Below are 20882 nucleotides of genomic sequence, written 5' to 3' on the forward strand. Positions count from 1 at the left end.
AGGGGCCACTGCGACCGCCCCGTCCCCGATAGGTGACGGGGCGGGGCGGCACAGAAGGCGCTCAACTCGCGAGGGTCGGCGGGTTGTTTCGATGGCGTACCGCAGGGTGGGGGTGCGGTCCGTCGGCGGCGCGGCTCAAGTGACCGCGTCCGCGAACTGCGCCTGGAGGTCCGCGCGGCCCTCGGGGTCGTCGTCCTCGTCGTCGGTGCCGTCGCCGTGGACGGTGCAGACGAGATCCGGATCGCTGCCCATGGCGCCGGTCAGTGCCTTGTGCAGGTCGGTGACCGAGTAGACCGGCGCCCACGCCTGTCCGGCGCACTCCGGGTCGACGGGGCACGGCAGCAGGACGTCGAAGCCGAAGTCGCCCTCGCCGTCGGCATCCGGGCGGTAGGCGAGGGTGAGGTACTGCTGACCGAGGCAGATCTCCGCGACGCGGTCCGGGCTGGTCACCAGGTCCGAGCCGGGCCGCCATGTCCACAGCGGCAGGATCTCCGGGCCGAAGAACCGGCGGACCAGGAGAAGGTCCCCCAGTCCGGTGCCGCCGTCCCGCCCGAGGTCGGCCTCACGGCGCTCGGACAGCCGCTTCAGCAGCGGCTCCAGGCGGTACAGGGTGTTGGCGAAGACGATGGTGTTGAAACCCTCGGCGGCCAGTTGCTGGTGCGAGTACGTCATCGCCTGGTGCTGGGCACGGACGACATCCTCGGGCACACGCCGGCTGTCCGGGCGCGAGTGCTGCCGCTGAAGGCAGACCGACAGCGGCGTAGGGACGATGACCGCGACGGCCGGCATGCCGTGCCGCTTGGCCGCCATCACCAGCTCCACCCGGACGTGCTGCTCGCAATTGGTGGCGTCGATCAGCGTGGTGAGCTTCCGGGCCATCCGGCGCTCCAGGATCAGCTGGAGGACGTCGGCGGCGTCGCCGGTCGCGTCCTGGAGGCCGGGCTCGTCGCTGACGACACCGCGCAGCTCGTCGAGGGAGAGGATCTGGGTGGCCGGCCAGGTGCGGGCGAGCGTCGACTTGCCCGCACCCGATGCGCCGATCAGCACGATGAGCCCATGCTCGGGCAGGTCCGGATACAGCACCGAGGTCATGTGTCGTCTCCTTGCGGGTGGAGGGAGCGGGCAGCCCAGGTCAGGCGCTGCCCCGCGTGGTCGGTGATCAGAGCGGCGGCCTCGTGCAGGTAGCCGGAGGCGTCACCGTCACGGTCCGGCTCGAGCTGCTCCGCCCTGCGTGCGGCGGCGCTGACCAGCTGCGCGAGGGCGGGGAAGAGGCCACCGGGCACGTCGGTGTCCTCCTGGAGCTCGCGCAGGATCGCGGCGAGCTCGCGGGCGTCGACGTCGTCGGCTTTCAGGTCGTCCTCGATCTGCTGGAGGGCGAGCTGGGCGATCCCGGCCGATGCGCGGACGCGGTCCAGGCGGGTGCGAGTCACAGCGCGACACCGGCGGCGGCCAGGGCGAGCAGGATCAGGGCGGCGAGCGACAGGTCGACCGCGCGCCGCAGGTGCGTGAACTTCCGCACGGCGAGGTTGGACAGGACCCTGATGCGGGCGGCTCGGGTGTCGCCGTCCATGCAGGCACGGATCTCGTCTTCGTTCAGGCGCGCCCAGTAGGGGAAGGAAGCCTTGTCGTCGCCGCCTAAGCGGGGCCTGACGACCAGGAGCAGCAGCACGGCGGCAGTGCCCAGGGCGAGGACGGCGAGCGCGCCGCAGACCTTCGTCACCGGCGGCAGGTCCTTGTCGGCGACGGACGCGAGGCCGGCGAGGACGGCGCCGTTGAAGGCGAGCAGCAAGGACGACTTGCCGTCCGTGCGTCCGATCTCGCTGGCGACGGAGGCGCAGGCGGTGTCCAGGTTCTTGTCGATCGCGGAGGCGGGGGCCATGGCGGTCGTCATGAGCAGGGTTCTCCTTGCAGAACGCGAAGGGCGGGGCGGTGCATGCTGGTGATCCCCCTGATCTCGCAGAGAGTGCTGGGGAGTTGAGGCGGCTGGCGCGGTACGAGCGCGCCAGCCGCCCCTTCGTGCGGTCACGGCCGGGCGTCACCCAAGGCGGGCAGACGGCGCTGGCTGTCGCAGTCGGGCCCGTTGTCGTCGTGCGGGAAGCGGCCGCCGGTGGCGTGCAGTTCGGTGAGGACCTGCAGTAAGTCCCGCTCGCCGTCCAGGACGGTGTCGATGTAGCCGGTTCCGCAGGTGCAGGGCGCGATGAGGGTGAGGACGTTCTGCTCCTGGTCGCCGCCGGTGGTGTGGTGCAGCCACAGTCCGCCGTCCAGGTAGGCGACGGCGCACGGCTCCAGGTCGTTCCCCGGCGTGGCGGGCCGGCCGGACCAGTCGTCGTCGTCCAGGGCCTTGCCGAGGGTGTCGGGGTAGAGGGTCCAGACGTGGTCCAGGGCGGCCGTCACCGCGTTGTCGCGCTGTTCGTCCTCGCCCTCCACGCCGATCTCCAGGGCGATGTCGAAGAGCAGGGCGAGCGGTGAGTCCGCGCCAGCGGCAGGGGTGGGCGGGGTGAGGATCTCGGTCATGTACGGCTCCTTCGGTTTCGGAGCGACCGGGCTGTCCGGTCCTCCGCACCGCCCCGGCCAGCACTTGTCAGCTGGCCGGGGCGGCACAGGGATCCGTCAGAACGGGGGTTCGTCAGGCCAGGGATCGGGGCACTGCCGGATCAGGCGGCAAGCCGGTGGGTGTCCGGGGCAGGGATCATGACGGTGTCGGGGCTGGGCTCGTAGCCCTTGTCGCACGGTTCACAGCAGCCCTGGGTACGCAGAGGCAGGCACGCGTAGTACCGCCGCCGGCACTTCGGGCAGGTCTGCCGCGCAGCCATCGCCCGGTCCAGCGCCCTTTCCTGAGCCAGCGTCGGAACCCGCTTCGGGACCGCCAGTTCGATGCGGTAGAACCATGCCTTTCGCAGCCCGTTGCGCCAGGTGAGTCCCGCCAGGGGCTTCTGGCCGCCGGGACTCAAGCCCAGCGCGCGTAGCTGGCGGCGGGTCACGAGTCCCCTCTCGGGTACGGGCCCGGTCCCGCGTAACGCAGCGAACACCGCGGCAGCACCCGGGGCTTGTCGAAAGCCGTACTCCGGGAAGCTGCCGTCGTCGTAGAGATCGACATCGACTGGGGCGACGGTGTCTTCGGCGGTGCTGTCCATCACGGCCTCCAGGCGCCAGGGAGCCGGACGGGACGCTTCGGGTAGCGGGGGCCGGGACGCTGCGGTCTGGGGCGGCCGATCCGGCGGCGCGGGCGAGGGATGAGCACGGGCGGTTCCTCCAGCGGGTCGGTGGACAGCAAGCAGCGCGCCCCGCCGACGCGTGGTGCGTCGGCGGGGCGTGGGGTGGTGCTGGCGGCCGGACGGCCTGGCCGGTCCTCGCCCACCACACCGGAGCGGGTGGGTGAGGACCTGACGGAATGCCCGGAGCGCTTGGGGGAGATCAGCTGCAGGTGGGGTCGATGGGCTGGGTGCTGCTCGCGCACGGGGCGGCCGGTTCGTTGTGGCGTTGGCCGGTGAGGAAGCCGAGCACACCCCACAGCCGCTCGCCCGAGGTCCCGTACTCGGGGGCGATGACCGAGACGTAGATGCCGGTGCTGACCTCGCGGTAGAGGTCGCGGTCCAGTCCACGCCACTGCATGGCCATGTCCGCGCGGCTGATTCGTCCGCCGAACGCGGTCATGGCCTCGTCGTCGCGAGTGGTGACGATGACGGGCTCCTGATGGACACCGCCACCGGGGCGGTAGTCGTTGATCCGGACGGCCAGGTCGGCGGCGTGCGCGGCGTCGACCAGGCGGTGGAACCGCATGGGGTCGGTGACCAGCAGCTCGACTGCGGCGCGTTGTTCCCACCACAGGCCGTCCGCGCCGGTGTCGGCGAGTCCGGGCTGCGAACAGGTGGTGACGTATCCGGCTCGGCACAGGGCGGCGAGGGTCGGCACCAGGTGCGTGGTCTCGTCCTCGGGGCCGTAGCGCGGTTGGTAGCCGGGGCGGGAAGCGATCTGTCCCTCCAGCCAGAGGGCCATCAGCTCACCGAGGTCGCTGATGGTCCGGGCGGACCGCCAGCGGCGCCGGTCGCAGCGGCTCATCCACGGGGCTTTGAGGTCCATGGCTGTCACCGCCCTGCGGTGGTGGCCGACGGGTTCGGGGAGGGGGCGGCGGGCTGGTCGCCGGTATGGGCCTGGGAGCCGAGGACGACGGCGAGCCCGACGCCGGCACCGACGGCTATACGTGCCAGGAGCGGGAGCTTCGGCTTGGACGGGGGCGGGTTGGGGATGAACCAGCCCTCGATCGGCTTCGGGGTGTGCTGGGCCATGGCGGAACTCCTCGTCATCGAAGGGGGAGTGGGGGCGGGGCTGCGCGGGCCGGTCGGCCTGTCCGGTCCTCGCCGCCGCGTCGGGGGTGGGCGGCGGCGGAGCGACCGGAAGGTCAGTCCTGGCAGGGGCAGACGTCGTGCTCGCCGGGTGCGGCCTGGGGCGGCACCGGACGGACGTTGATCTCGGGGTGGATGTCGATGCGGGGCTGGAAGGTGGTGTGGATGACCGGTCGCAGGCTCAGGCCGCGCAGGGCGACGACGGAGGCGATAGTCCAGGCGAGGACGGCGATGCCGGTGGCGGTGGTGCGGCCGTCGGCGGGGGAGGCGGACCACACCATGCCGATGCTGGCTGCGCCCCACAGGGTGTAGGTGATGCGGGCGCCGGTGCTGTGGAAGAAGCCGCCGACCAGGCCGAACAGGCCCACCGCCTGCCAGAAGGCGTAGACGGCGGATCCGCTGACGGCGAGACCGGCACTGTGCTGGGCGATGTATGTGCGGACCGGGGTGTCGATCACTGCCCAGAAGCCGTGGGAGGTCTCCGACGCCAGCTGGCTCTCGGGGGTGGCGGCCTCGATCTGGTGGGCCACGGCGGAGAGGACGTCGCCGGCGGCGTCCAGCAGGAGGATGAACGCGCACACTGCGGTCAGGCTGAGCGCTGCCTTGATCCAGATGGCCGTCTCGTGCCAGCCGGCGTTCCGGGCCTTGAACACCTCTTCGCACCGCTCATACAGGAACCCGCCCTGCTCCCAGGAGGCCTTCCACGCCTCGCGCAGCCGGGCGAAGCGCTTGGTGCCGGGGTCCCTTTCCGGGTCGGTTACCGGCGGCTCGGGCGTCTGGTCGAGCAGGTCGAGGATGCCCGGGCCGTTCGGGCTGGGCTGGCTGTTGGCGGGCTTGTCGTCGGACTGCATGGGTGTCTCCCTCACTCGGGCAGCTGTGGCGGGTGGGTGGTGGTGTGCAGGCCGGACGGCCTGGCCCGCACCCGACCGCGAGGGGTTCGGGTGCGAGGCAGGTGGTCCGGAGAACCAGCGGGTCAGAGGCCGCGGGTGTCGGCGAGGCCGGCGGCCAGGTCGACCATGCGCAGGGGGGTGCGGCCGCCTGCCCAGGCGTCGTTGAAGGACGGCACGGAGTCGACGTCGCCGAACTTCCTGCGGATCGCGTCCAGGAGCACGGAGGCCGCGTCGGCTTCCAGGCTTTGGTTGCCGCGGGCCTCGGCTCTGATGGCTCCGAGCATGCAGCGGGCGCCGTCCTCGTCGACCAGGACGTCTTTGCACCAGCCGCCGGTGAGTAGCCGGTGGTGCGCGCGTTCCAGCAGGGCCGCGACCGGGGTCGGGTAGGACTGCGGTGGCGGCTGGAGCGTTGGGGTCAGCGGGACGGTGACGACGTCGGCCAGGTCCACGGGTTCGGTGTCGATGTGCGCGGTGTTGACCTCGTAGGCGACCTTCGCTTCGTCCAGCTTCATGGTCATCGCCGCGTTGACGAACGCCAGGCGTTCCTCGAGGGACAGTGCCGCTGCCGGCGCGGGCGGTGCGGTGGCCGGGGCGGTCTGGTCTGTGGCGGGGTGGGTCTGAGGCATCGGGGCTCCCTGGAGGCGTGAAGGCGCGGGGCGGGGGTGGCGCCTTCGCCGTCGGCGGCCGGTGCGGTGTCAGATGCTGGAGATCAGGGCAGTGACGGTGCCGATCGCGTCGGTGATGAGCGGTGCGGCGCCGGAGGAGGCGAGGAAGAAGCCGAATCCGGCGCAGGCCAGGGCGGGCAGGATGCGCACCCAGCCGCCCCGGATGAGGACGAAGACGACGATGCCGAACAGGACGACTGCGGAGATCGATACGGCCACGAGCGGCGTGTCCTTCCAGGTGAGAGCAGGGCCCGGCCGAAGCGGCCGGGCCCTGCTCGGGTGGAGCGGTGCGGGGTGGGTCAGACTCTGGAGAGGTTCCTGATGGCCTCCAGGGCCTGGCGGGGCGAGGTGACCGCGTCGCGTCGCGCGGCAGGCTTCCCACCGCCGCGGCGCTTGCCGCCGCCCTTGGGCTCGTCGTCGTCGCCGTCCTCGTCATCGGGCACGGGACCGAACTCGCCGGGCCGGGGCGGCTCGGTCCAGTCGAACCACAAGTCGCGCGCTTCGAGCTCGCGGATCTCGTGGTCGGTCAAGTGCTCGACGGCGTCGGGGAAGTAGCCGTCGATGCCGGCCTTGAAGTCCATGAACAGCGTGCGCAGGACGTCGGGCTGCTTGCCCTCGATGATCCATCCGGCGCCGCCGGTGTTGGAGTTGGAGGGCGGCTCGGGCTCGCCGGCCATCACCCGCTCGATCCGGCCCTTCTCCGCGGGGGAGAAGGAGCGGGGGAGCGGGTCGGGGGTGTGCTCAGACGGGATGCCGAGGGCCTTGAACATGTCGCCGACCTTCTTCGGCGCCACTTTCAAAATGACGGGGATGCAGTTCTCGCGCAGGTTCTCGCACAGCAGCTGCGTGAAGCCGTCCTGGACGTAGATGGACTGGCCGGCCACCTTCAGGCCGACGCCGTACTTGCGGCCCTTGACGGACACGAGCTCCGCGAGGTCCATGATTTCCGCGCCGTAGTCGCCGTTGCGGGCGGCGGACAGGAACTCATCGAGGTACGCGGACAGCATCCGGTAGGGGCAGCCTGGCCGGGTCGGGTCCCACTCGTGGACCTGGCCGTCCTCCCACGGCATCTCGCCGCGGATCTCCATCAGCGCGACCAGGACCCGCAGGAGCCGGATCATGTAGAGGGCGCCGACGCCGTAGCGGGACGTGTGCTTGCCCAGCGCGGCTGTCTTCTCATCCGGCGCCTCAGTGGCCAGCATGACCACAGCCCCGAACAGAGCGTCTGCCGCGACATGCAGGCCCATCAGCTGAGTCTTGCCGCCACCCGAGGGGGCGACGAACAGACCGTGGGCGGCGCCCCGGTCGGTGTAGACCCGGTTGCGGGCGGGCTGGCCGTTGCCGAGGAAACCGGTCACCCAACGCCCGTCCTCGTCCGGGGTCAGCAGCTCCTTGGTCGCGGGGAAGATCTGCGCGAGCGGGCTGCTGTCCCACAGGGAGACCAGGACCTGGTTGCCGTCGACCGTGACGAACAGCCGGCCCTCGTCGTACTTGGTCTTCAGCGCGGCCGCCAGGCTGTGCTGATTGACGCGCGGCTCGCCCATCTCGTCGGAGACCTGGGCGATGTAGTGGGTGACCTTCCGCTCGTGGTCGCGGACCTTCTTCACGAACTCGGAGCCGGGAACGGGCCCCCCAGTGGCGCCGATCCGGTCGGCCCACCACTCGCGGGTGGTCGGGGCCTTCAGGCGGCGCTCGTTCGCATCGGGAGTGACGTGGACTTCCTTCCAGCCGGGACCGCCCTCACGGCCGTACTGCCGGGCCACGTCTTCGATCCGCACGTCGCTGACATCGACACCGAACGCGGCCGCGACGGCCTCCTCCGTGAGCCCGAAGATCGGCCGCCCGGCCTCGGAGGCGCGCAGCAGCAGCGACAAGTCGTTGGGCATCCCCGCGTGCGGGGTGGCCGTGACGACGATGGTGCGCCCGGGCAGGCCGCGGGTCTCCCACAGCCAGCGGACCTGGCGGGTGAAGGCGTCGGCGCCGTCGTCCGGCTGCGCCGGGGACACCCCGGGCTGCAGCTGCGGGGCCGGGGTTGGGGCGGCGAGCGCGGGCCGGTGACCCCGGCGGGTGTGCCGGGAAAACGGCATCACCAGCAGGCCGGCCGCCGCCCACCCGGCCGCGAGCAGCCCGTCCAGGCAGTAGGGGCCCCAGCCGATCGTGTTCTTCGCGGCGACGTCGACGGCGGCCGCGAGCACCAGCGGCGACCAGCGCAGGATCTTGCGTCCCGCGCCGGACTCATCGCCCCGGTAGGCAAGAACCCAGCCGCCGACACCGGCCGCGCCCGCCAGCTGCACGACCGAGTTGACGGGGCTGTCGGCGAAGAAGTTCGGTGCCGCGGCGAGGACCGGCGCGGTCACGGTGTAGAAGGCGCGCTCCAGGGCGGCGCTGCGCGGCACGGACACGGGGCTTCTCCTTCGGAAGATGCGATGGGCGGCCCGCCGTCGGTGGCGGGGCCGCCCATCAGGGGTTTCGGTGAGCTGGGGTCAGTGGACGAAGAACCCCGGCCTGGGGGTGCGCTCCCTGCGGCCGGAGCGGATGGTGTCCAGGCCCTCGTACAGCCGGGCGTGCGTACGCCGCGCATCGTTGGCGAGGCCGGAGACTTCCTGGGCCGTCTCGTGGAGCTTCTTCACTTCGACGGCGGCGCCGCCCAGGGCGACGGACACCTGGCTGGTCATCTCGATGAACTTGCGGTCGAGTTCGGCGTTGGCGATGTCGACGGCCAGGCGCTCCGCACGTTGGGCGTTCGTGCGCATGCCGCGCAGCAGCAGCTCGAGCTCGTTGCTGGCCAGGTCCATGGCCCTGTTGAGCTTCTTCAGCTTCTGCTGGACGGCCTTGAAGTGGTTGGCGTCGTCGGTCTGGGCGAGGTCGCTCATCGGCGGGCCTCCTTCCTAGTCGTGGTGGGCGGCAGCGGAGGCCTGAGCCAGGCCCGCGTCGTCCATGGCCTGGATGTCCTCGCCGTAGACCCGGCCGACGGACATGGCAGCAATCCGGGCGGCCTCGGAAGCGATCTCACACTCGGAGGCGCACCGTTCGGCGAGCTGCTTCATACGGGACGCCGCGTCGGCCAGTCCGATGACCTGGTTGACGAGATCAGCCTCGATGTTGTGGTCGTTGATCAGGTCCGCCGCCATGTCCCGCAGCGCGCTGGCGACCTTGCCGAGCGCGATGGCCAGTTCCTGGGCGCGGTCCTTGTCGAGCGCGGCGGCGATCGCAATGTTCACGATCTCCATCAGGTACTCGTCGAAGGTGATGTCGGTCCGGTGCTTGGCCGCCATACCGGCCTGGCCTGACGCGGGCTTGCTGACCTCCGATGCCACGGGGTCCTCCTGTGCAGTGGGTCGGCTGGTGCCGGGGCGCTGGGTGTGTGGTTCAGGGGCGCGGGGCAGGCTCGCCGGGCTGGAGACGGTGGCCCCGAAGGGATCGGATGGGTCGTCGACGATGACCGCGTCCGGGATGACCTCCTCGGCCTCTTCGGACTTCGGGGAGCGGGTCGGGCCGTCAGGGCGGTCAGGGCGGTCCACCGTGGAGTTCAGGTCCTCGGGCCGAAGACGTGAAGGCTCCTCCGCCTCGGGCGGGGTGGCGCCCTTGTCGGGCTTGGCGAAGAAGTCCCTGAATCTCTCTTTGTAGGAGCGCTTGTCGTCGCTGTCGTCTGTGTCCGGCGGGCTCTTGGCGTCGTCGGTCCCGGTGTCGTCCTTGGCGGCCTTGTCCCCGGAGCTGTCGGACGGCTTCTCGCCGCTCTTCTTGCCGTCGTCCGGCTTCTTGGTTTCGGAGTCGTCCTTCGTGCCGTCTGAGGACGTCTCGGGGCCGTCTTTGGGGATCCTTTTGGTCGTGGCCTCGGAGTCCTTGTCGCCGGTGCCGTCCTTCGCGGCCTTGGCCTTCTCCGCTGCCTTGGCTTTCTCCGCTGCCTTGGCCTTCTCCTCGGCCTTGGCTTTCTCGGCTGCCTCCCGCTTCGCCCTTCCCGCGGCCTTCCGCTCGGCTTTTGCCTTGCGTCGTTCCTCGCGCGCCGCCTGGACGGCGGCGCGGTCCTGGTCGCGGTCCTTGCTGCGGTCGGCAATATTGGCGGCCTGGTCGGCAGCGCGCCGCTGTTGTCGGGCGTTCTGGCGGGCGGTGGCGCGATCCTGGCGGCCGCGGGCCCGTTCGGCCCGGGGGCTGGTGGCCGGCGCATCCTTCGACTTGCCGCCGTCGCCCTTCGGCTTGCCGCCGTCGCCCTTCGGCTTGCCGCCGTCGCCCTTGGGCTTGTCGCCGTCGCCCTTCGAAACCCCCTTGCCGGCACCGGGCTTGCTCGCCCCGGAGCCTCCAGCGCCGTTCTGGCGGCCTTTGGGGCCGCTGGGCGGCTCCTTGCCTCTCGGACTGCCTCCACGGCCGCCAGCGGAGCGATCAGAGCCCTTCCCGGTGCCCTTGGGGGAGTTGGCGCCCCCGGAGCCTCGCCCGGAGCTGCCGGACCCGTTCGTTCCCGAGCCCCGGCCGCCCCCGCCGCCGGCCTTCGAGCGGCCGCCCTTGTCGGCGCCCATGCCGGAGCCGGAGGACCGCGCCGCGTCGGCCTTGCCGCGCGCCGCCGCCTTGTCGGCCTTCGCTTTCATCTGCGCCTCATGGAGCTTCGCGTTCTGCTCCATCAGCGCGGTTTCCTGGGCGGTGCGGGCTGCCAAAAGCGCGGCCTTGCGTGCTATTTCCGCCTCACGGAAGGGCGCTTCCCCGGCATGTCGGTCCCGCGCCACCTCGAGCCGGTATTCCAGCCAGTCACCGAGACGATCGGCAAGAGAACGAGACTGTTCGTATTCGTATTCGCCTTCCTCGGGTTCTTCGTCGCTGGAATCCGGAGTGTTGGGCATTCCCGTTTCCCGTAAAGCTGCTTCCGGAGAAATGGGCCCGCGAATAGGCGGGAGTTCCCTTGTTGTCTCCGGAGGGACAGGGGCACCGGCACCGCCGTCAGGCGGTTCGGAGAAAAACAAATCCCCACCGTCGGGAGCGTCCGGCATAACGCCGGAATCACTGTCCCGAGTGGGGAGGTGAACGACGTTGCTGTCGGTGTCTTCGGACACGCGACTCCCTCCTCCTTGGCTTGACAGCCGGCATCGGCCTCGCGTACGCGCGTGCACGCCACGCGCGGCACGCGGCACGCGCGGCACGCGATGGGATCGCCGAAGGGCCGTCCCCGGGATCGGAGACGGCCCTTCGTGACGGGACGCGAGGAAGCTAGCCGGAGTGGCGGCTGTAGACGTTCTGCAGGGCGAGCGCGACCTCACGGATGAACTTCGTGTCTCCGTCGCGATAAGCCTGCGTGCCCCGGATATTCATAATCCGGAGCCAGTAGTAGAAAGTGCCGAGGTCGCTGCCGTGCTGCGCAATCAAATCTTGTTTGATTTTCCGCTCATGTTCTGCACGGTTGAGCTTCTTCCGCTCTACTCTCGTGAGCGGGCGACCTGCACTCACGCCGAATCCCTGCGATCCAGGCTGTAAATCGACGTGGGGCCACCATAACCCATATTCGGGCTCGGTGCACTCTGCTGGCCCGGGTTTTCCGGGGCAGCCTGGAGCGGCTGGTGGTTCTTACGCGCCTTGAGCTGCTCCTTTTCCTTTCGGGTTTTCTTGACCTCCTTCACCTTTTCGTCGTGGGCGTGGCGCCTATTGGCGCTCTTTTCCAGTCCCGCAGTGGCGTTCTTGAGGTTCTTTAGAACGTCGTTCAGGGACTTTTCCACCGGATAAGAGCGAAGGAAAGCCTGGCCCATCCTGTCGCCCTCCACGCGGGTCCCGCGGCAGTGCACACGGGTCTCGCGCTGGAGGATCTCCAGCTTGGCCTGCATGTCCAGCACGACCCGGTGGAAGTCCGCGAGGTAGTGCGCGTAGGCGGCGGGGTTCTGCGCGATCTCACGCAGCGCCGCGTTCGGGTCGTCGAAGAAGGGCTTGCCGTCGTTTTCGGTGCTCACGGGGTCCTCCGTGGGGGTCGGATCTGCTGTACTCGGGGGGCTGTTGACTGCTTCCGGCAGCCGCAGCGGAGGGCCAGCCCGATTGCTGCGGGCTGGCCCTCACTGGCGTGTGCCGGACGGCGGATCACTTCAGGTGCTTGTCCGCGTCCTCGGGGCGCAGCAGGCCGGCCTCCTTCAGCAGCCGCACCGCCCGGTTCTGGTTGACGCCGAGCTTGGTGCGGGCCTGGTAGAGGGTGACGAAGCCGTCCTCGTCGCGCGGCAGGTTCCGTACGAGCGGCAGGAGTTCCGCGTCCGTCCGTACAGGCGTACCGGAACGGTCTGCACCCGCCGCACCGTTCGTTCCGGTTGCGGGAGGGGACACGGTGGCCGTACCTGTACGGGCACCCGGTACGCCGTTGGCGCCGGGCTGTGTACGGACACTGACCGCGCCGGTACGCCCCTGTACGGCCGCGCTGGCCGTACCGGTACGGCCAGCAGCCGGTGTACCTGTACGCGCCGCCCCGTCAGGGGTGGTGTGTACGCCGCCTGTACGGTCGCCGTACGCCCTGGTCACCGCCGCTTCGGTCCCGTCGTCGTGCGGCGGGTGGGCGGCGGGGCGTACCGGGTCCGTACCGTCCCGTCCGGGGCCTGTACCGTCTGGCCGTACCGAGCTGTGAGCGGCGTACAGGTCGCGGCTGGCAGCCCCTGTACGGCTGGGCGATGTGCCGTCCGTACCGTCGGGACGCCGGTGCGTACCGGTACGGGCGGTCGTTCCGTTTCGGCTGTCCGTACCGGTACGGCCGTCCGCACCAGCCGTACTGCCGTGCCCGTCCGTACTGTCCTCGTGCATGAGCGCGTGGACGCGCCAGATGACGGCCACGAAGATCAGCACGACGAACGTCGTCAGCTGCCACGGCGCGGACTTGCCTTCCTCCACCAGGTGCGCCTGTTCCGCCAGGTGGTAGGTGACGTTCGCCGACGCCATCAGCGCGAGCGCCGCCGGGATGTCCCGCTTGGCACGGAAAGCGGTGACGCAGTAGACGTCGATGCTGACCGGCAGCAGCGGGGCAACGTACTCGTTGATGCCGACCATGCGGGCCAGCTCGTACTCGCCGCTGGCGGCGAGGCCGACGCCGGCGGCCAGCGCGATCCACGGGGCCGTGGTCCACGCCTTGCGGCTGAGGTTCTGCTGCCAGCCGTGCCAGCGGGAGTTGGCCTTCTTCGCCTCGCGGGCCTCATCCAGCAGCCGGCGGGCGCGAGCCTCATCCGCCTGCGCCCGCCCGGTGATCCCCGCCGCCTTACGCTGCGCCTCCGTGGTGATGCGGTCGGCCTCCTTGTGGGCGGCGTCCCGCAGTTGCGCCGCGACGGTCTTGGCTTCCTCCCGCAGCCGCTCGCGCTGCTTGTCGCACGCCGCCTTGAGCCCGGCGAGCTCGTCGGCAAGGGCCTTGCGCTTGGCGGTGGCCTCCGTGTCGAACTGGTCGGTGAGCTCACGCAGCTTCTCGCGCAGCGCGGTGCGGGCCTGCTCCGCCTCGGTGTGCGCGGCAGCAACATGCTGGTCGGCCTCGCGGCGCCGGTCGTCGGCGGCCTTGACCGCGTCCGCGTACAGCGCCTGCGCCTCCGCCCGGCGGCCGTCATACTGCTCAGCCGCCGTCGCCGCGAGCTGCGCGAACCGCTCGCGGGCCTGGTCAACCTCCCGCTGCGCCGCGGCCACCAGGGCGTCGGCCTGCTCCTGAGCGCGGGCGAGAATCCCGCCGGCCTCGATGCGGCGCTGGTCGACCAGCGCCGCAATCTCGGTGAGATCGGCCTCCGCCAAACGCCGCAGCTCGGCAACCGCCTTGCCGGTCGCCTCACGGTCGCTGGTGACCAGCTCGGTCAGGTCGGCGACCTGCGCGCGGGCCTCCGTCACCAGCCTCTCGGCACGGTCGCGGGCTTCCGCCAGAAGCCGGTCGGCCTCGCCGCGCGCCGCCTCCAGGTCGTTCTTCGCCGCCGCGCGCCGGGCGGTGGCCTCCTGGTCGGCGTCGGCAGTGATGTCCGCGGCGCGGGTCTGCGCCTCGGCCATCAGCACGGTGACCTTCCGGTGCGTGTCGGCGACGGTACGCGCGGCCGCACTCTCGGCTTCCGCCTGGAGGACGGCGGCCTGCTCGCGCGCGGTGCCGATGACATCGGCGGCCCGGTCCCGGGCGTCCGCGACACGGGCCAGCGCCTCCAAGTCCCCCTCTGTCTCCGTGGTCCCGGCCGGGGCCTGGGGAGCGTCGGGGGTGGAGGAGGCGGTGGGCTGCGGAGTGGGACGAGTTGCGGCCGGCCCGTTGCGGCCGGGGTGCCTCTTGTTCCGGTTTCGAGTGGCGGCCACGCCGCCTCCTTCCAGGTCGATACCGCCAGCGGCGGTTCACGGGTGATTCGGTCAGTCGCGCTGGGGCAGCCGTCAGGCCACGACCGTGAGCGGCCGGTGCGGGGCGATGACCTGGCCGTCGGGGAGCAACTCGCCGGTGTCCTCGAAAATCAGGACGCCGTTGCACAGCAGGCTCCAGCCCTGCTCCGGGTGAGCGGCCACGACGTGCGCGGCCTCGCGGTCCGAGCTGGTAGCCGACGGACATGTCGGCCTGTGCGTGCACAGCGAGGTCGGCAGCCGGGTGGAACCGGTGGCGGTCGTCGCGGTGTTGAGCTGGGTGATCGTCGTGCCCATCGGGGCCTCCCTGTGCTGTCGGTCCGGGCTGTCCGGCTCCCCGTCACCGCCCGTCCCGGCCGCCAGGGTTCGGCGGTCGGGACGAGCTGATCAGGCAGCCGCCAGAACGGATCAGGCGGAGGCGGCCGCGGCGCGCTTGCGGGCCTCGCGACGCTTGAGGGAGCGGCGCTCCTTCTCGGACAGCCCGCCCCACACGCCCGCGGCCTCGCCCCGCTCCAGCGCGCCCTTGAGGCAGCTCTCGATCAGGGGGCAGCGACAGCAGACGGCCTTGGCATCCTCGATCTGGAGCAGCGCCGGGCCGGTTTCACCGATCGGGAAGAACAGCTCGGGGTCCTCATCGACGCAAGCGGCGCGGGGCCGGTCCGGTGCGTCGGTGGAGACGGGCGCGTAGGCGTGGCTGCGGATAACGGCGACGGACACTCGCTTCATGTGGGCCTCCCAGAAAGTCCGTGTACGAGGCAGCCCCGAGGGATCCCCCGGGGGCTGTTTCGGATGTTGGCGGCGGGCTGAACTACCTGGCGTCGATGCGGCAGCGGACCTGCTTGCCGACCGGCGAGGACACGACGTCCCAGCCGGGCGCCAGCAGGTCCAACAGGCCCAGGCCGCGCCCGGACTCCGCGTGCTCGCTGTCCATCGCCACCGCGCTCCGGTGCGGCAGCAGATCGGCGGCGGGATCATGCACGTTCACCTGGACGCTGCGCCCGGTGACGTACACCTCGACGACCAGCGGCACGTGGTCACCGCAGGCCCGCACGGCGTTGCCGAGCAGCTCGGAGACAAGCCACTCAGCCGTGTCGCCACTCGCCTGGCCGGCCCCGTACGCCATCGACACCGACACGGTCAGAGCGCGCACCGTGCTGAAGGCGGCCTCGGAGGCCGTGATGTGGGCGACGAAGCCACGGTCGCGGTGCTTGACGTACAGGCCGGGGATGCAAGCCGGAAGCGCCGGCCGCTGCGAACGGCGCTGGTCGTCCATACGGGCCCGGCGCAGCATGTCGTCCATGTCCGGGCTGCTGTCTCCTCGTGCACCCGGAGGCGCGGGGGATGTCATGATGGAACTCAAGGTTCTTCCTCTCACGGAGTGACCTGCTGAACGGCCCTGGGGTGCGATCCCGGGGCCGCTCGTTTTGGCTCTCATACGAGCTGCCAGGGGCCCGGCCGCCCCTGTTGAGGCGGGGGGGCCGGGGCCGTGGTCGATCGTCTCGGTATGTGGGTCAGGCGCCTGACGTAGTCGGGGTCCCCTGCGCGTATCGCCTGCCTAGCGCCCGCTGCCGCTGTTCGAACGCCTCCACATCCCGCGGCTGCAGCGGAAGTTGAGGGCCGTCGGCCGGACGGTCACCTCGCGGGAAGTCCCTCCGGGCGGCGTCCGCGTCGCTGACCTTCACCTGAACCGCGTTCCAGTCAGCCACGCGTCCGGCGGGCGTGCGCTCCGCGCGAGCCCGCAGGGCCTGGTCGGTCTGCGGACTGAACGCCTTGGGTAACACCGCGGTGACCTGGCGGCTGGAGGCTTCCGTGATGGCGTCGGCAAGGAGCTCCCGCCACTCGGCAATCGTCAGATCGAGCTTCACTCGCCGGTTGCTGCCGAGGCATCGGCGAGGTTCGGCGGTGCCGGCACGGTCGGTGTGGTGGGGGACCAATTTCGGGTTGCGGCCGTCGTGCCCGGTGATGGGGCACCAGCGGCTGCAGTTCGGGCAGACCAGGCTCTCCGTGCCGGGGAGCAGGTCGATGTCGACGGGGGACAGCTTCGAGACGGTGATCGCGGGGAGGCTGCTGACGTGCTTCGTGCGGGTCCGGGTCGGACGCTTGCGGGCCGTGGGCATCGCGGACGTGGCTGTCATGCGGGATCTCCTTACGTACGGAGGGGAGGGGGCGCGTCGCGGTGCTCTCTCCGCCCGCCAGGCGCACGGGAGAGCCCCGGCGTCCTGGAGGACGGACAGCGCATAGCGCTGCGACATACATGCAGGTGAGTCGAGAACCCAGGGGATTTAGTGGTGCATCGACCCCGGCCAACCCCGAGGGGCGGACGACTTCCTGCGGTCTTGCGGTGGTGCTGGGTGCGTAGCCCCTACTCAACGGAGAGTTAGGGCTATCGCTATTGCCAAGTAGAGACCATGCGGCAGCGCGGAGTCAATAGCGATAGCTCTATTCGTATTGATCGCTTGTGCTCGCCCAACGCCGACTGATAGAGCTAGCCCTAGAATCAGACCCGAGCAGCACTCCGGAAGGTGGCTCCGATGCCCGTCTCGTATCGCGACATCGCCGCTGACCTGCGACAGCAGATCAGCGAGGGGCGGTATGTGCCGGGCGACAAGCTGCCGATGCTGACCGAGCTTCAGATGCAGTACGGCGCGGGATACCAAACAGTGCGAAGCGCCATCACGCTTCTGGAGCAAGAGGGCTTGGTCATCGCGGTGCGCCGAAGAGGGACAATCGTTCGGGAACGCCCGGAGAAGCGACGCATCACCCGGTCGCGCCAGGTGTTCCGAGACGAGATCGGCTACTTCTTCGACCCGGCCGCTCAGCCGTGGGCGGCCCTGGAGACTCCCACCCTGCGGTGGGGCATCGTGCCGGTCGATCTCGCTGCCCTCATGGGCCTCGCCACAGGCGCCGAAGTCTTCATCCGGGACCGCGTGATGGGCGACCCTGAAACGAAGAAGCCAAAACAGTTGGCGACCAGCTACCTGCCGGCTGGACTCGCTCGTGGAACCCTCCTCGTCGAAGCCGATACCGGCCCAGGAGGTATCTACGACCGGCTGGAGGAGATGGGGCATCGGCCTCTGCGCTGGAGCGAGAGTGTCTCGGCCCGCATGCCTTCCCCTGAAGAAGCCGAAGCCCTGGACCTTCCTGCCGACGTAGGCGTTCCGCTCTTGCGCGTCGTACGAGTCACGACCTCGCCCACCGGCGCAGTCGTTGAGCTCAACGACACCCGGATGAGCGCCGAAGAATTCGAGATCGGCTACTCCATCCGTCGTCACGCCAGCGCCCGGCTCTCGGACGCGGACGAAGACGAAGACGACCACTGAAGAGCACCTCCCTGGCCGGGCGTGACTGCTTGCAGTTCGGTTCTAGGCCCGGGAAGTCATGAGTTCCAGATCTGACATGTGGCCTGACGAACTGGCCACATCAGCCACAGGATTGGGGCGGGATGGCACAGAAGCCAAGGGAGTTAACGCCCTGGGTGTCGCCCTTGCACAACTGGGGGTACGAGCTGCGGGAGCTCCGAAAGCTGCGAGGGTGGAGCTTGCGCGACCTGTCAGACCGAGCGATGCTCGATCACAGTCACCTGGGCCGATTCGAGCGTGCCGAACGGAAGGCCGACCGCTCGCAGGCCGCCCTCCTGGACCAAGTCCTGGGCGCGAACGGCATGTTATTCCGCCTGTGGGAGCGGATCGACGACGGACGTGGCCATGTGGCCAATTCGCCGGTTCATGTGGCCAAGTCGTCAGTGGATCTAGCTTTGGGATTGCCGAACCAGGCAGCGTCGGACGATGAGGGGCTCTCTGTCCCGTGTCGTCTACGTGATGGGTCGGTGGTTTGGGTGGCTCTGGATCGGCGTGCGCTGCTGCGCACTGGGGTGGGGCTGGGAGCTGCTGCCGCGGTCGGAGTGGGTTCGCCGGCAGTAGCGGACTCGAGCGCCGTTCCAGGCTTGGTCCGCAAGGCGCGGGCCGCGTCAGCGTATGGGTCCACGCCGGTGGAGCACCTGCGCCGCACCCGCCGCCTCCTGATTGACAGCGACAACCTTCTGGGGCCTCGGCAAGTTGTGGGCGCGGTACGCGACCATATCCAGGTCATCCAGGAGCTGCGGCGGGAAGCCCAGGGCATCGACCGGCGCGACCTCATGGAGCTGCAGACGCAGTACGGAGAGTTCTTGTCCTGGATCTACCAGGATCTGGGCAACCCAGAAGCAGCCTCGTACTGGCTAGACCGGGCAATGCAGTGGTCGCACACGGTCGGAGACACCGATCTGAGCACGTACGTCATGGCCCGCAAGGCGCAACTGGCCGGGGACACAGCGGACTTGGTCGATGTGGTCGACCTCGCAGAAGCCGCGCAGCGCATGGCACGCCCCCGCAGCCGATTGGCCGCCGTCGCGCGAACCTATGAGGCGTATGGTCACGCATTGCGTGGCGACGCGGACGAGAGTGAGCGGGCCATCGACGACGTCCGCAACGCCCTCGATGGCGCGGCCGCCGACCCCACTCCATGGGGCGTGTGGCTGTCCGCCTCGTATGTAGAGATCCACCGTGCTCAGGGCCTGGAGGCCCTCGGCAAGCATGACCAGGCTGCTGATGGATTCGCCGCTGCGATCCGGATGATGCCGGACGGCTACCACCGTGATCGCGGTGTCTACATGGCGCGGCAGGCCGTGGCTCTGGCCGGTGCGCGGGTGCCGGAGCAGGCCGCTGCGGTCGGACTGAACGCGCTGATGGTCGCGGGAGACACCGGTTCGGGCCGGATCACGAACGAGCTCGCTCGACTCGACAAGGCACTGATCCCTTGGCAGCGCATGCCGGAGGTCGAAGAGTTCCGTGCAGCCTTCGACTCCACCCTTGTTCACGAGACAGAAACGGAAGATTGATCAGATGACCACCGCCCGCCCGTACGTCCTGCTCTCCGCTGCCATGTCGGTTGACGGCTACCTAGACGACACCAGCCCCGAGCGGCTGCGCTTGTCCAACGCGGAGGACTTCGACCGCGTAGACCAGGTCCGCGCCGAATCCGACGCAATACTGATCGGCGCGAACACCATGCGCCGGGACAATCCGCGTCTGCTGGTCAACAGCGACGAACGGCGCGCTCAGCGCGTCGCCGACGGCAAGTCGGAGTATCCGCTGAAGGTCACGGTCACCCAGTCCGGCGACCTCTCCGCCGACCTGAACTTCTGGCACCACGGCGGCGACAAATTGGTGGTCACTGTGGATAGTGCGGTGGAGAAGGTGCGTGCCACTCTGGGCGACCTAGCCGAAGTGGTCGGTGTCGGCCCCGAGCTCGACTGGGGCCAGGTCCTCGATGAGCTCGGGCGGCGCGGTGTCGGCCGGCTCATGGTGGAGGGCGGTGGCACCATCCACACTCAGCTGATGGCCGCGAACCTCGCCGACGAAGTCCACCTCGCTATCGCCCCGCTCTTGGTCGGTCAGCCCGAGGCGGCTCGATTCCTGGGCGCCGCGGACTATCCGGGCGGGTCGACCGCCCGGATGAGGGTTCTGGAAGTCCGCGCGATCGGCGACGTCGTGTTCGTCCGCTACGCGCCCAAGGAGCGCGACTGATGTCTGCGTCCGACCGAGACCAGAATCTGCGCCGGATACAGCGGGCGATCGGTCTCGTCGCACTGTGTCCTCCGGGGTGGAGCCATCACTGCCCGGTGCAACTGCGGTGACATCCACTGGCCTAGCGCGGCCCGTCTTCCGACTGGATTAACCGTCCAAGTCGGCGCTCTGCTGCTAACCGCTCGCAACCTCGGCGCCGACCAGCTCGTCACCAGCAAGACCGTCCTGCCCAGAATCGGCGGAACCCAGGGGGCACCCACGTGAGTTCACCATCGTGCGACACGGACGTCCTGATCGGCGGAGCTGGCCCGGCCGGGGTGTCGGCCGCGGTCATGGCGGCCAGCCTCAAGCTGCGCACTGTAGTGATCGAGGCTGGGCGTGGGAGCATCACGTTCCGCCCTCTGGCGTTGCACGGTTCTGGAGCCTGTCCGGCAGGGCTCGTCGTCGAACGAGGCACTGGCTCCGGGTCAGCAGATGGGTCCCCAGGTCTTCCTGACGACACGTCCGTCCCGACCGCACCGAAGCCCACACCAGGGGAGTATCGTGTCTCCGAGCTTGATCAAAAGAGAATGGCCCCCACGACCTTCAGCAAGTCGAGGGGGCGGGCCGAAGGACTTTGTGGAAGGAGTCCGACGGCCTGCCGACCACCCGTACAGAGCGAATCCCAGGTGATCGACATGCATCAGGGTACCCGTACCCTGCCCCAGTCACACAGCACCCCGCCGTGGTGCCAGCAGCGCGCGAGCGATAGCTGGCCCTTCGGCGGGGTGCTCGTGCTGTCCGCGCACACCCCGGTCCGCCCCTCCGTTGAGGGGGTCGGGATGAGGTAGGTCTCTGGGGCGGCGCCTGCATCGCAGGACTTCTGACCGCCCCGGGCCCGGTTTCCGGTGATTGCCGTCACCGCTACCAGCGCCCATCTGCTCTCCGTGAGGCTTGCCGGCCTCTTGGAGGAGCTGCTCGTCCCGGCGCCAACCGGCTGCGAGCGGTTCGATCTTGGTTCTCGCCGAACCACAAAGCACCACGAGGGGCTTTGTTGTGCCCTCCCCAGCAGAGAGGAGCGGTGTCATTCTGCATGACCGCTCGGGCTTTCGCCAGCCCACGTACACCCGTTTCATGCTCGTTTGCCCTTCC

Annotated in this window: 23 protein-coding genes; 3 read left to right on the forward strand and 20 right to left on the reverse strand. The window is 69.9% G+C overall.

Features of this window, described 5'->3' with window-relative positions; genetic code table 11:
* Positions 1 to 135: 135 nt before the first annotated feature.
* The 20 genes from ABKA17_RS44045 to ABKA17_RS44140 form a co-directional block, all read right to left on the reverse strand.
* Positions 136 to 1092: an AAA family ATPase gene (locus tag ABKA17_RS44045; protein WP_353698064.1), complete on the reverse strand. Its 957-nt coding sequence runs from the start codon at positions 1090 to 1092 to the stop codon at positions 136 to 138.
* Positions 1089 to 1430 (reverse strand): hypothetical protein, encoded by a 342-nt coding sequence (locus tag ABKA17_RS44050; RefSeq protein WP_353698065.1) that lies wholly within the window; start codon positions 1428 to 1430, stop codon positions 1089 to 1091. The genes ABKA17_RS44045 and ABKA17_RS44050 overlap by 4 nt, the downstream gene beginning before the upstream one ends.
* Positions 1427 to 1891 (reverse strand): Pycsar system effector family protein, encoded by a 465-nt coding sequence (locus ABKA17_RS44055; protein ID WP_353698066.1) that lies wholly within the window; start codon positions 1889 to 1891, stop codon positions 1427 to 1429. Before ABKA17_RS44055 ends, ABKA17_RS44050 begins: the two co-directional genes overlap by 4 nt.
* Before the next feature lie 131 nt (positions 1892 to 2022).
* Positions 2023 to 2514, reverse strand: coding sequence for a hypothetical protein (locus tag ABKA17_RS44060; RefSeq protein WP_353698067.1), 492 nt, complete (start codon positions 2512 to 2514; stop codon positions 2023 to 2025).
* A 140-nt stretch (positions 2515 to 2654) separates the two neighbouring features.
* The gene (locus ABKA17_RS44065; RefSeq protein ID WP_353698068.1) at positions 2655 to 3134 is read right to left on the reverse strand and encodes an RRQRL motif-containing zinc-binding protein; all 480 of its coding nucleotides are present in this window, start codon (positions 3132 to 3134) and stop codon (positions 2655 to 2657) included.
* A gap of 280 nt (positions 3135 to 3414) precedes the next feature.
* Entirely contained in the window at positions 3415 to 4080 is a 666-nt protein-coding gene (locus ABKA17_RS44070) for a DUF6919 domain-containing protein (protein ID WP_353698069.1), read from the reverse strand.
* A gap of 5 nt (positions 4081 to 4085) precedes the next feature.
* Positions 4086 to 4286, reverse strand: a complete 201-nt coding sequence (locus tag ABKA17_RS44075) for a hypothetical protein (protein WP_353698070.1) — start codon at positions 4284 to 4286, stop codon at positions 4086 to 4088.
* A gap of 113 nt (positions 4287 to 4399) precedes the next feature.
* Complete coding sequence (locus ABKA17_RS44080; RefSeq protein ID WP_353698071.1) at positions 4400 to 5194, reverse strand: hypothetical protein; 795 nt, start codon at positions 5192 to 5194, stop codon at positions 4400 to 4402.
* Positions 5195 to 5316: 122 nt separating this feature from the next.
* Positions 5317 to 5859: a DUF6197 family protein gene (locus tag ABKA17_RS44085; RefSeq protein ID WP_353698072.1), complete on the reverse strand. Its 543-nt coding sequence runs from the start codon at positions 5857 to 5859 to the stop codon at positions 5317 to 5319.
* A 69-nt stretch (positions 5860 to 5928) separates the two neighbouring features.
* Complete coding sequence (locus ABKA17_RS44090) at positions 5929 to 6117, reverse strand: hypothetical protein (protein ID WP_353698073.1); 189 nt, start codon at positions 6115 to 6117, stop codon at positions 5929 to 5931.
* An 80-nt stretch (positions 6118 to 6197) separates the two neighbouring features.
* Positions 6198 to 8300: a chromosome segregation protein ParM gene (locus ABKA17_RS44095; protein ID WP_353698074.1), complete on the reverse strand. Its 2103-nt coding sequence runs from the start codon at positions 8298 to 8300 to the stop codon at positions 6198 to 6200.
* Between the two features lie 81 nt (positions 8301 to 8381).
* On the reverse strand, positions 8382 to 8771 hold the full coding sequence (locus ABKA17_RS44100; protein WP_353698075.1) for a conjugal transfer protein TraB: 390 nt from the start codon (positions 8769 to 8771) through the stop codon (positions 8382 to 8384).
* 15 nt (positions 8772 to 8786) lie between these two features.
* Entirely contained in the window at positions 8787 to 10727 is a 1941-nt protein-coding gene (locus ABKA17_RS44105) for an ATP/GTP-binding protein (protein ID WP_353698076.1), read from the reverse strand.
* Between the two features lie 364 nt (positions 10728 to 11091).
* On the reverse strand, positions 11092 to 11328 hold the full coding sequence (locus ABKA17_RS44110) for a hypothetical protein (RefSeq protein WP_353698077.1): 237 nt from the start codon (positions 11326 to 11328) through the stop codon (positions 11092 to 11094).
* On the reverse strand, positions 11325 to 11822 hold the full coding sequence (locus tag ABKA17_RS44115) for a hypothetical protein (protein WP_353698078.1): 498 nt from the start codon (positions 11820 to 11822) through the stop codon (positions 11325 to 11327). The genes ABKA17_RS44110 and ABKA17_RS44115 overlap by 4 nt, the downstream gene beginning before the upstream one ends.
* A 124-nt stretch (positions 11823 to 11946) precedes the next feature.
* Positions 11947 to 14151, reverse strand: coding sequence for a coiled-coil domain-containing protein (locus ABKA17_RS44120; protein ID WP_353698079.1), 2205 nt, complete (start codon positions 14149 to 14151; stop codon positions 11947 to 11949).
* 72 nt (positions 14152 to 14223) lie between these two features.
* On the reverse strand, positions 14224 to 14415 hold the full coding sequence (locus ABKA17_RS44125; protein WP_353698192.1) for a DUF5999 family protein: 192 nt from the start codon (positions 14413 to 14415) through the stop codon (positions 14224 to 14226).
* Positions 14416 to 14595: 180 nt separating this feature from the next.
* Positions 14596 to 14913 carry a WhiB family transcriptional regulator gene (locus tag ABKA17_RS44130; RefSeq protein WP_353698080.1) on the reverse strand — a complete coding sequence of 106 codons (318 nt, stop codon included), beginning with the start codon at positions 14911 to 14913 and terminating at the stop codon, positions 14596 to 14598.
* Positions 14914 to 14995: 82 nt separating this feature from the next.
* Positions 14996 to 15487, reverse strand: coding sequence for an ATP-binding protein (locus ABKA17_RS44135; RefSeq protein WP_353698081.1), 492 nt, complete (start codon positions 15485 to 15487; stop codon positions 14996 to 14998).
* A 211-nt stretch (positions 15488 to 15698) separates the two neighbouring features.
* Entirely contained in the window at positions 15699 to 16322 is a 624-nt protein-coding gene (locus ABKA17_RS44140; RefSeq protein ID WP_353698082.1) for a hypothetical protein, read from the reverse strand.
* Positions 16323 to 16718: 396 nt separating this feature from the next.
* Here ABKA17_RS44140 and ABKA17_RS44145 point away from each other — a divergent pair, with 396 nt between their 5' ends.
* The 3 genes from ABKA17_RS44145 to ABKA17_RS44155 all read left to right on the forward strand — a co-directional run bounded on the left by ABKA17_RS44145 (position 16719) and on the right by ABKA17_RS44155 (position 19751).
* A complete protein-coding gene (locus ABKA17_RS44145) occupies positions 16719 to 17507 on the forward strand; it encodes a GntR family transcriptional regulator (protein WP_353698083.1) in 789 nt (262 codons plus the stop codon).
* Between the two features lie 122 nt (positions 17508 to 17629).
* Positions 17630 to 19063, forward strand: coding sequence for a helix-turn-helix domain-containing protein (locus tag ABKA17_RS44150; RefSeq protein WP_353698084.1), 1434 nt, complete (start codon positions 17630 to 17632; stop codon positions 19061 to 19063).
* A 4-nt stretch (positions 19064 to 19067) separates the two neighbouring features.
* On the forward strand, positions 19068 to 19751 hold the full coding sequence (locus tag ABKA17_RS44155; protein WP_353698085.1) for a RibD family protein: 684 nt from the start codon (positions 19068 to 19070) through the stop codon (positions 19749 to 19751).
* Positions 19752 to 20882: the final 1131 nt, after the last annotated feature.

It is taken from the genome of Streptomyces sp. RG80 (assembly GCF_040446465.1).
Classification (GTDB): Bacteria; Actinomycetota; Actinomycetes; order Streptomycetales; family Streptomycetaceae; genus Streptomyces.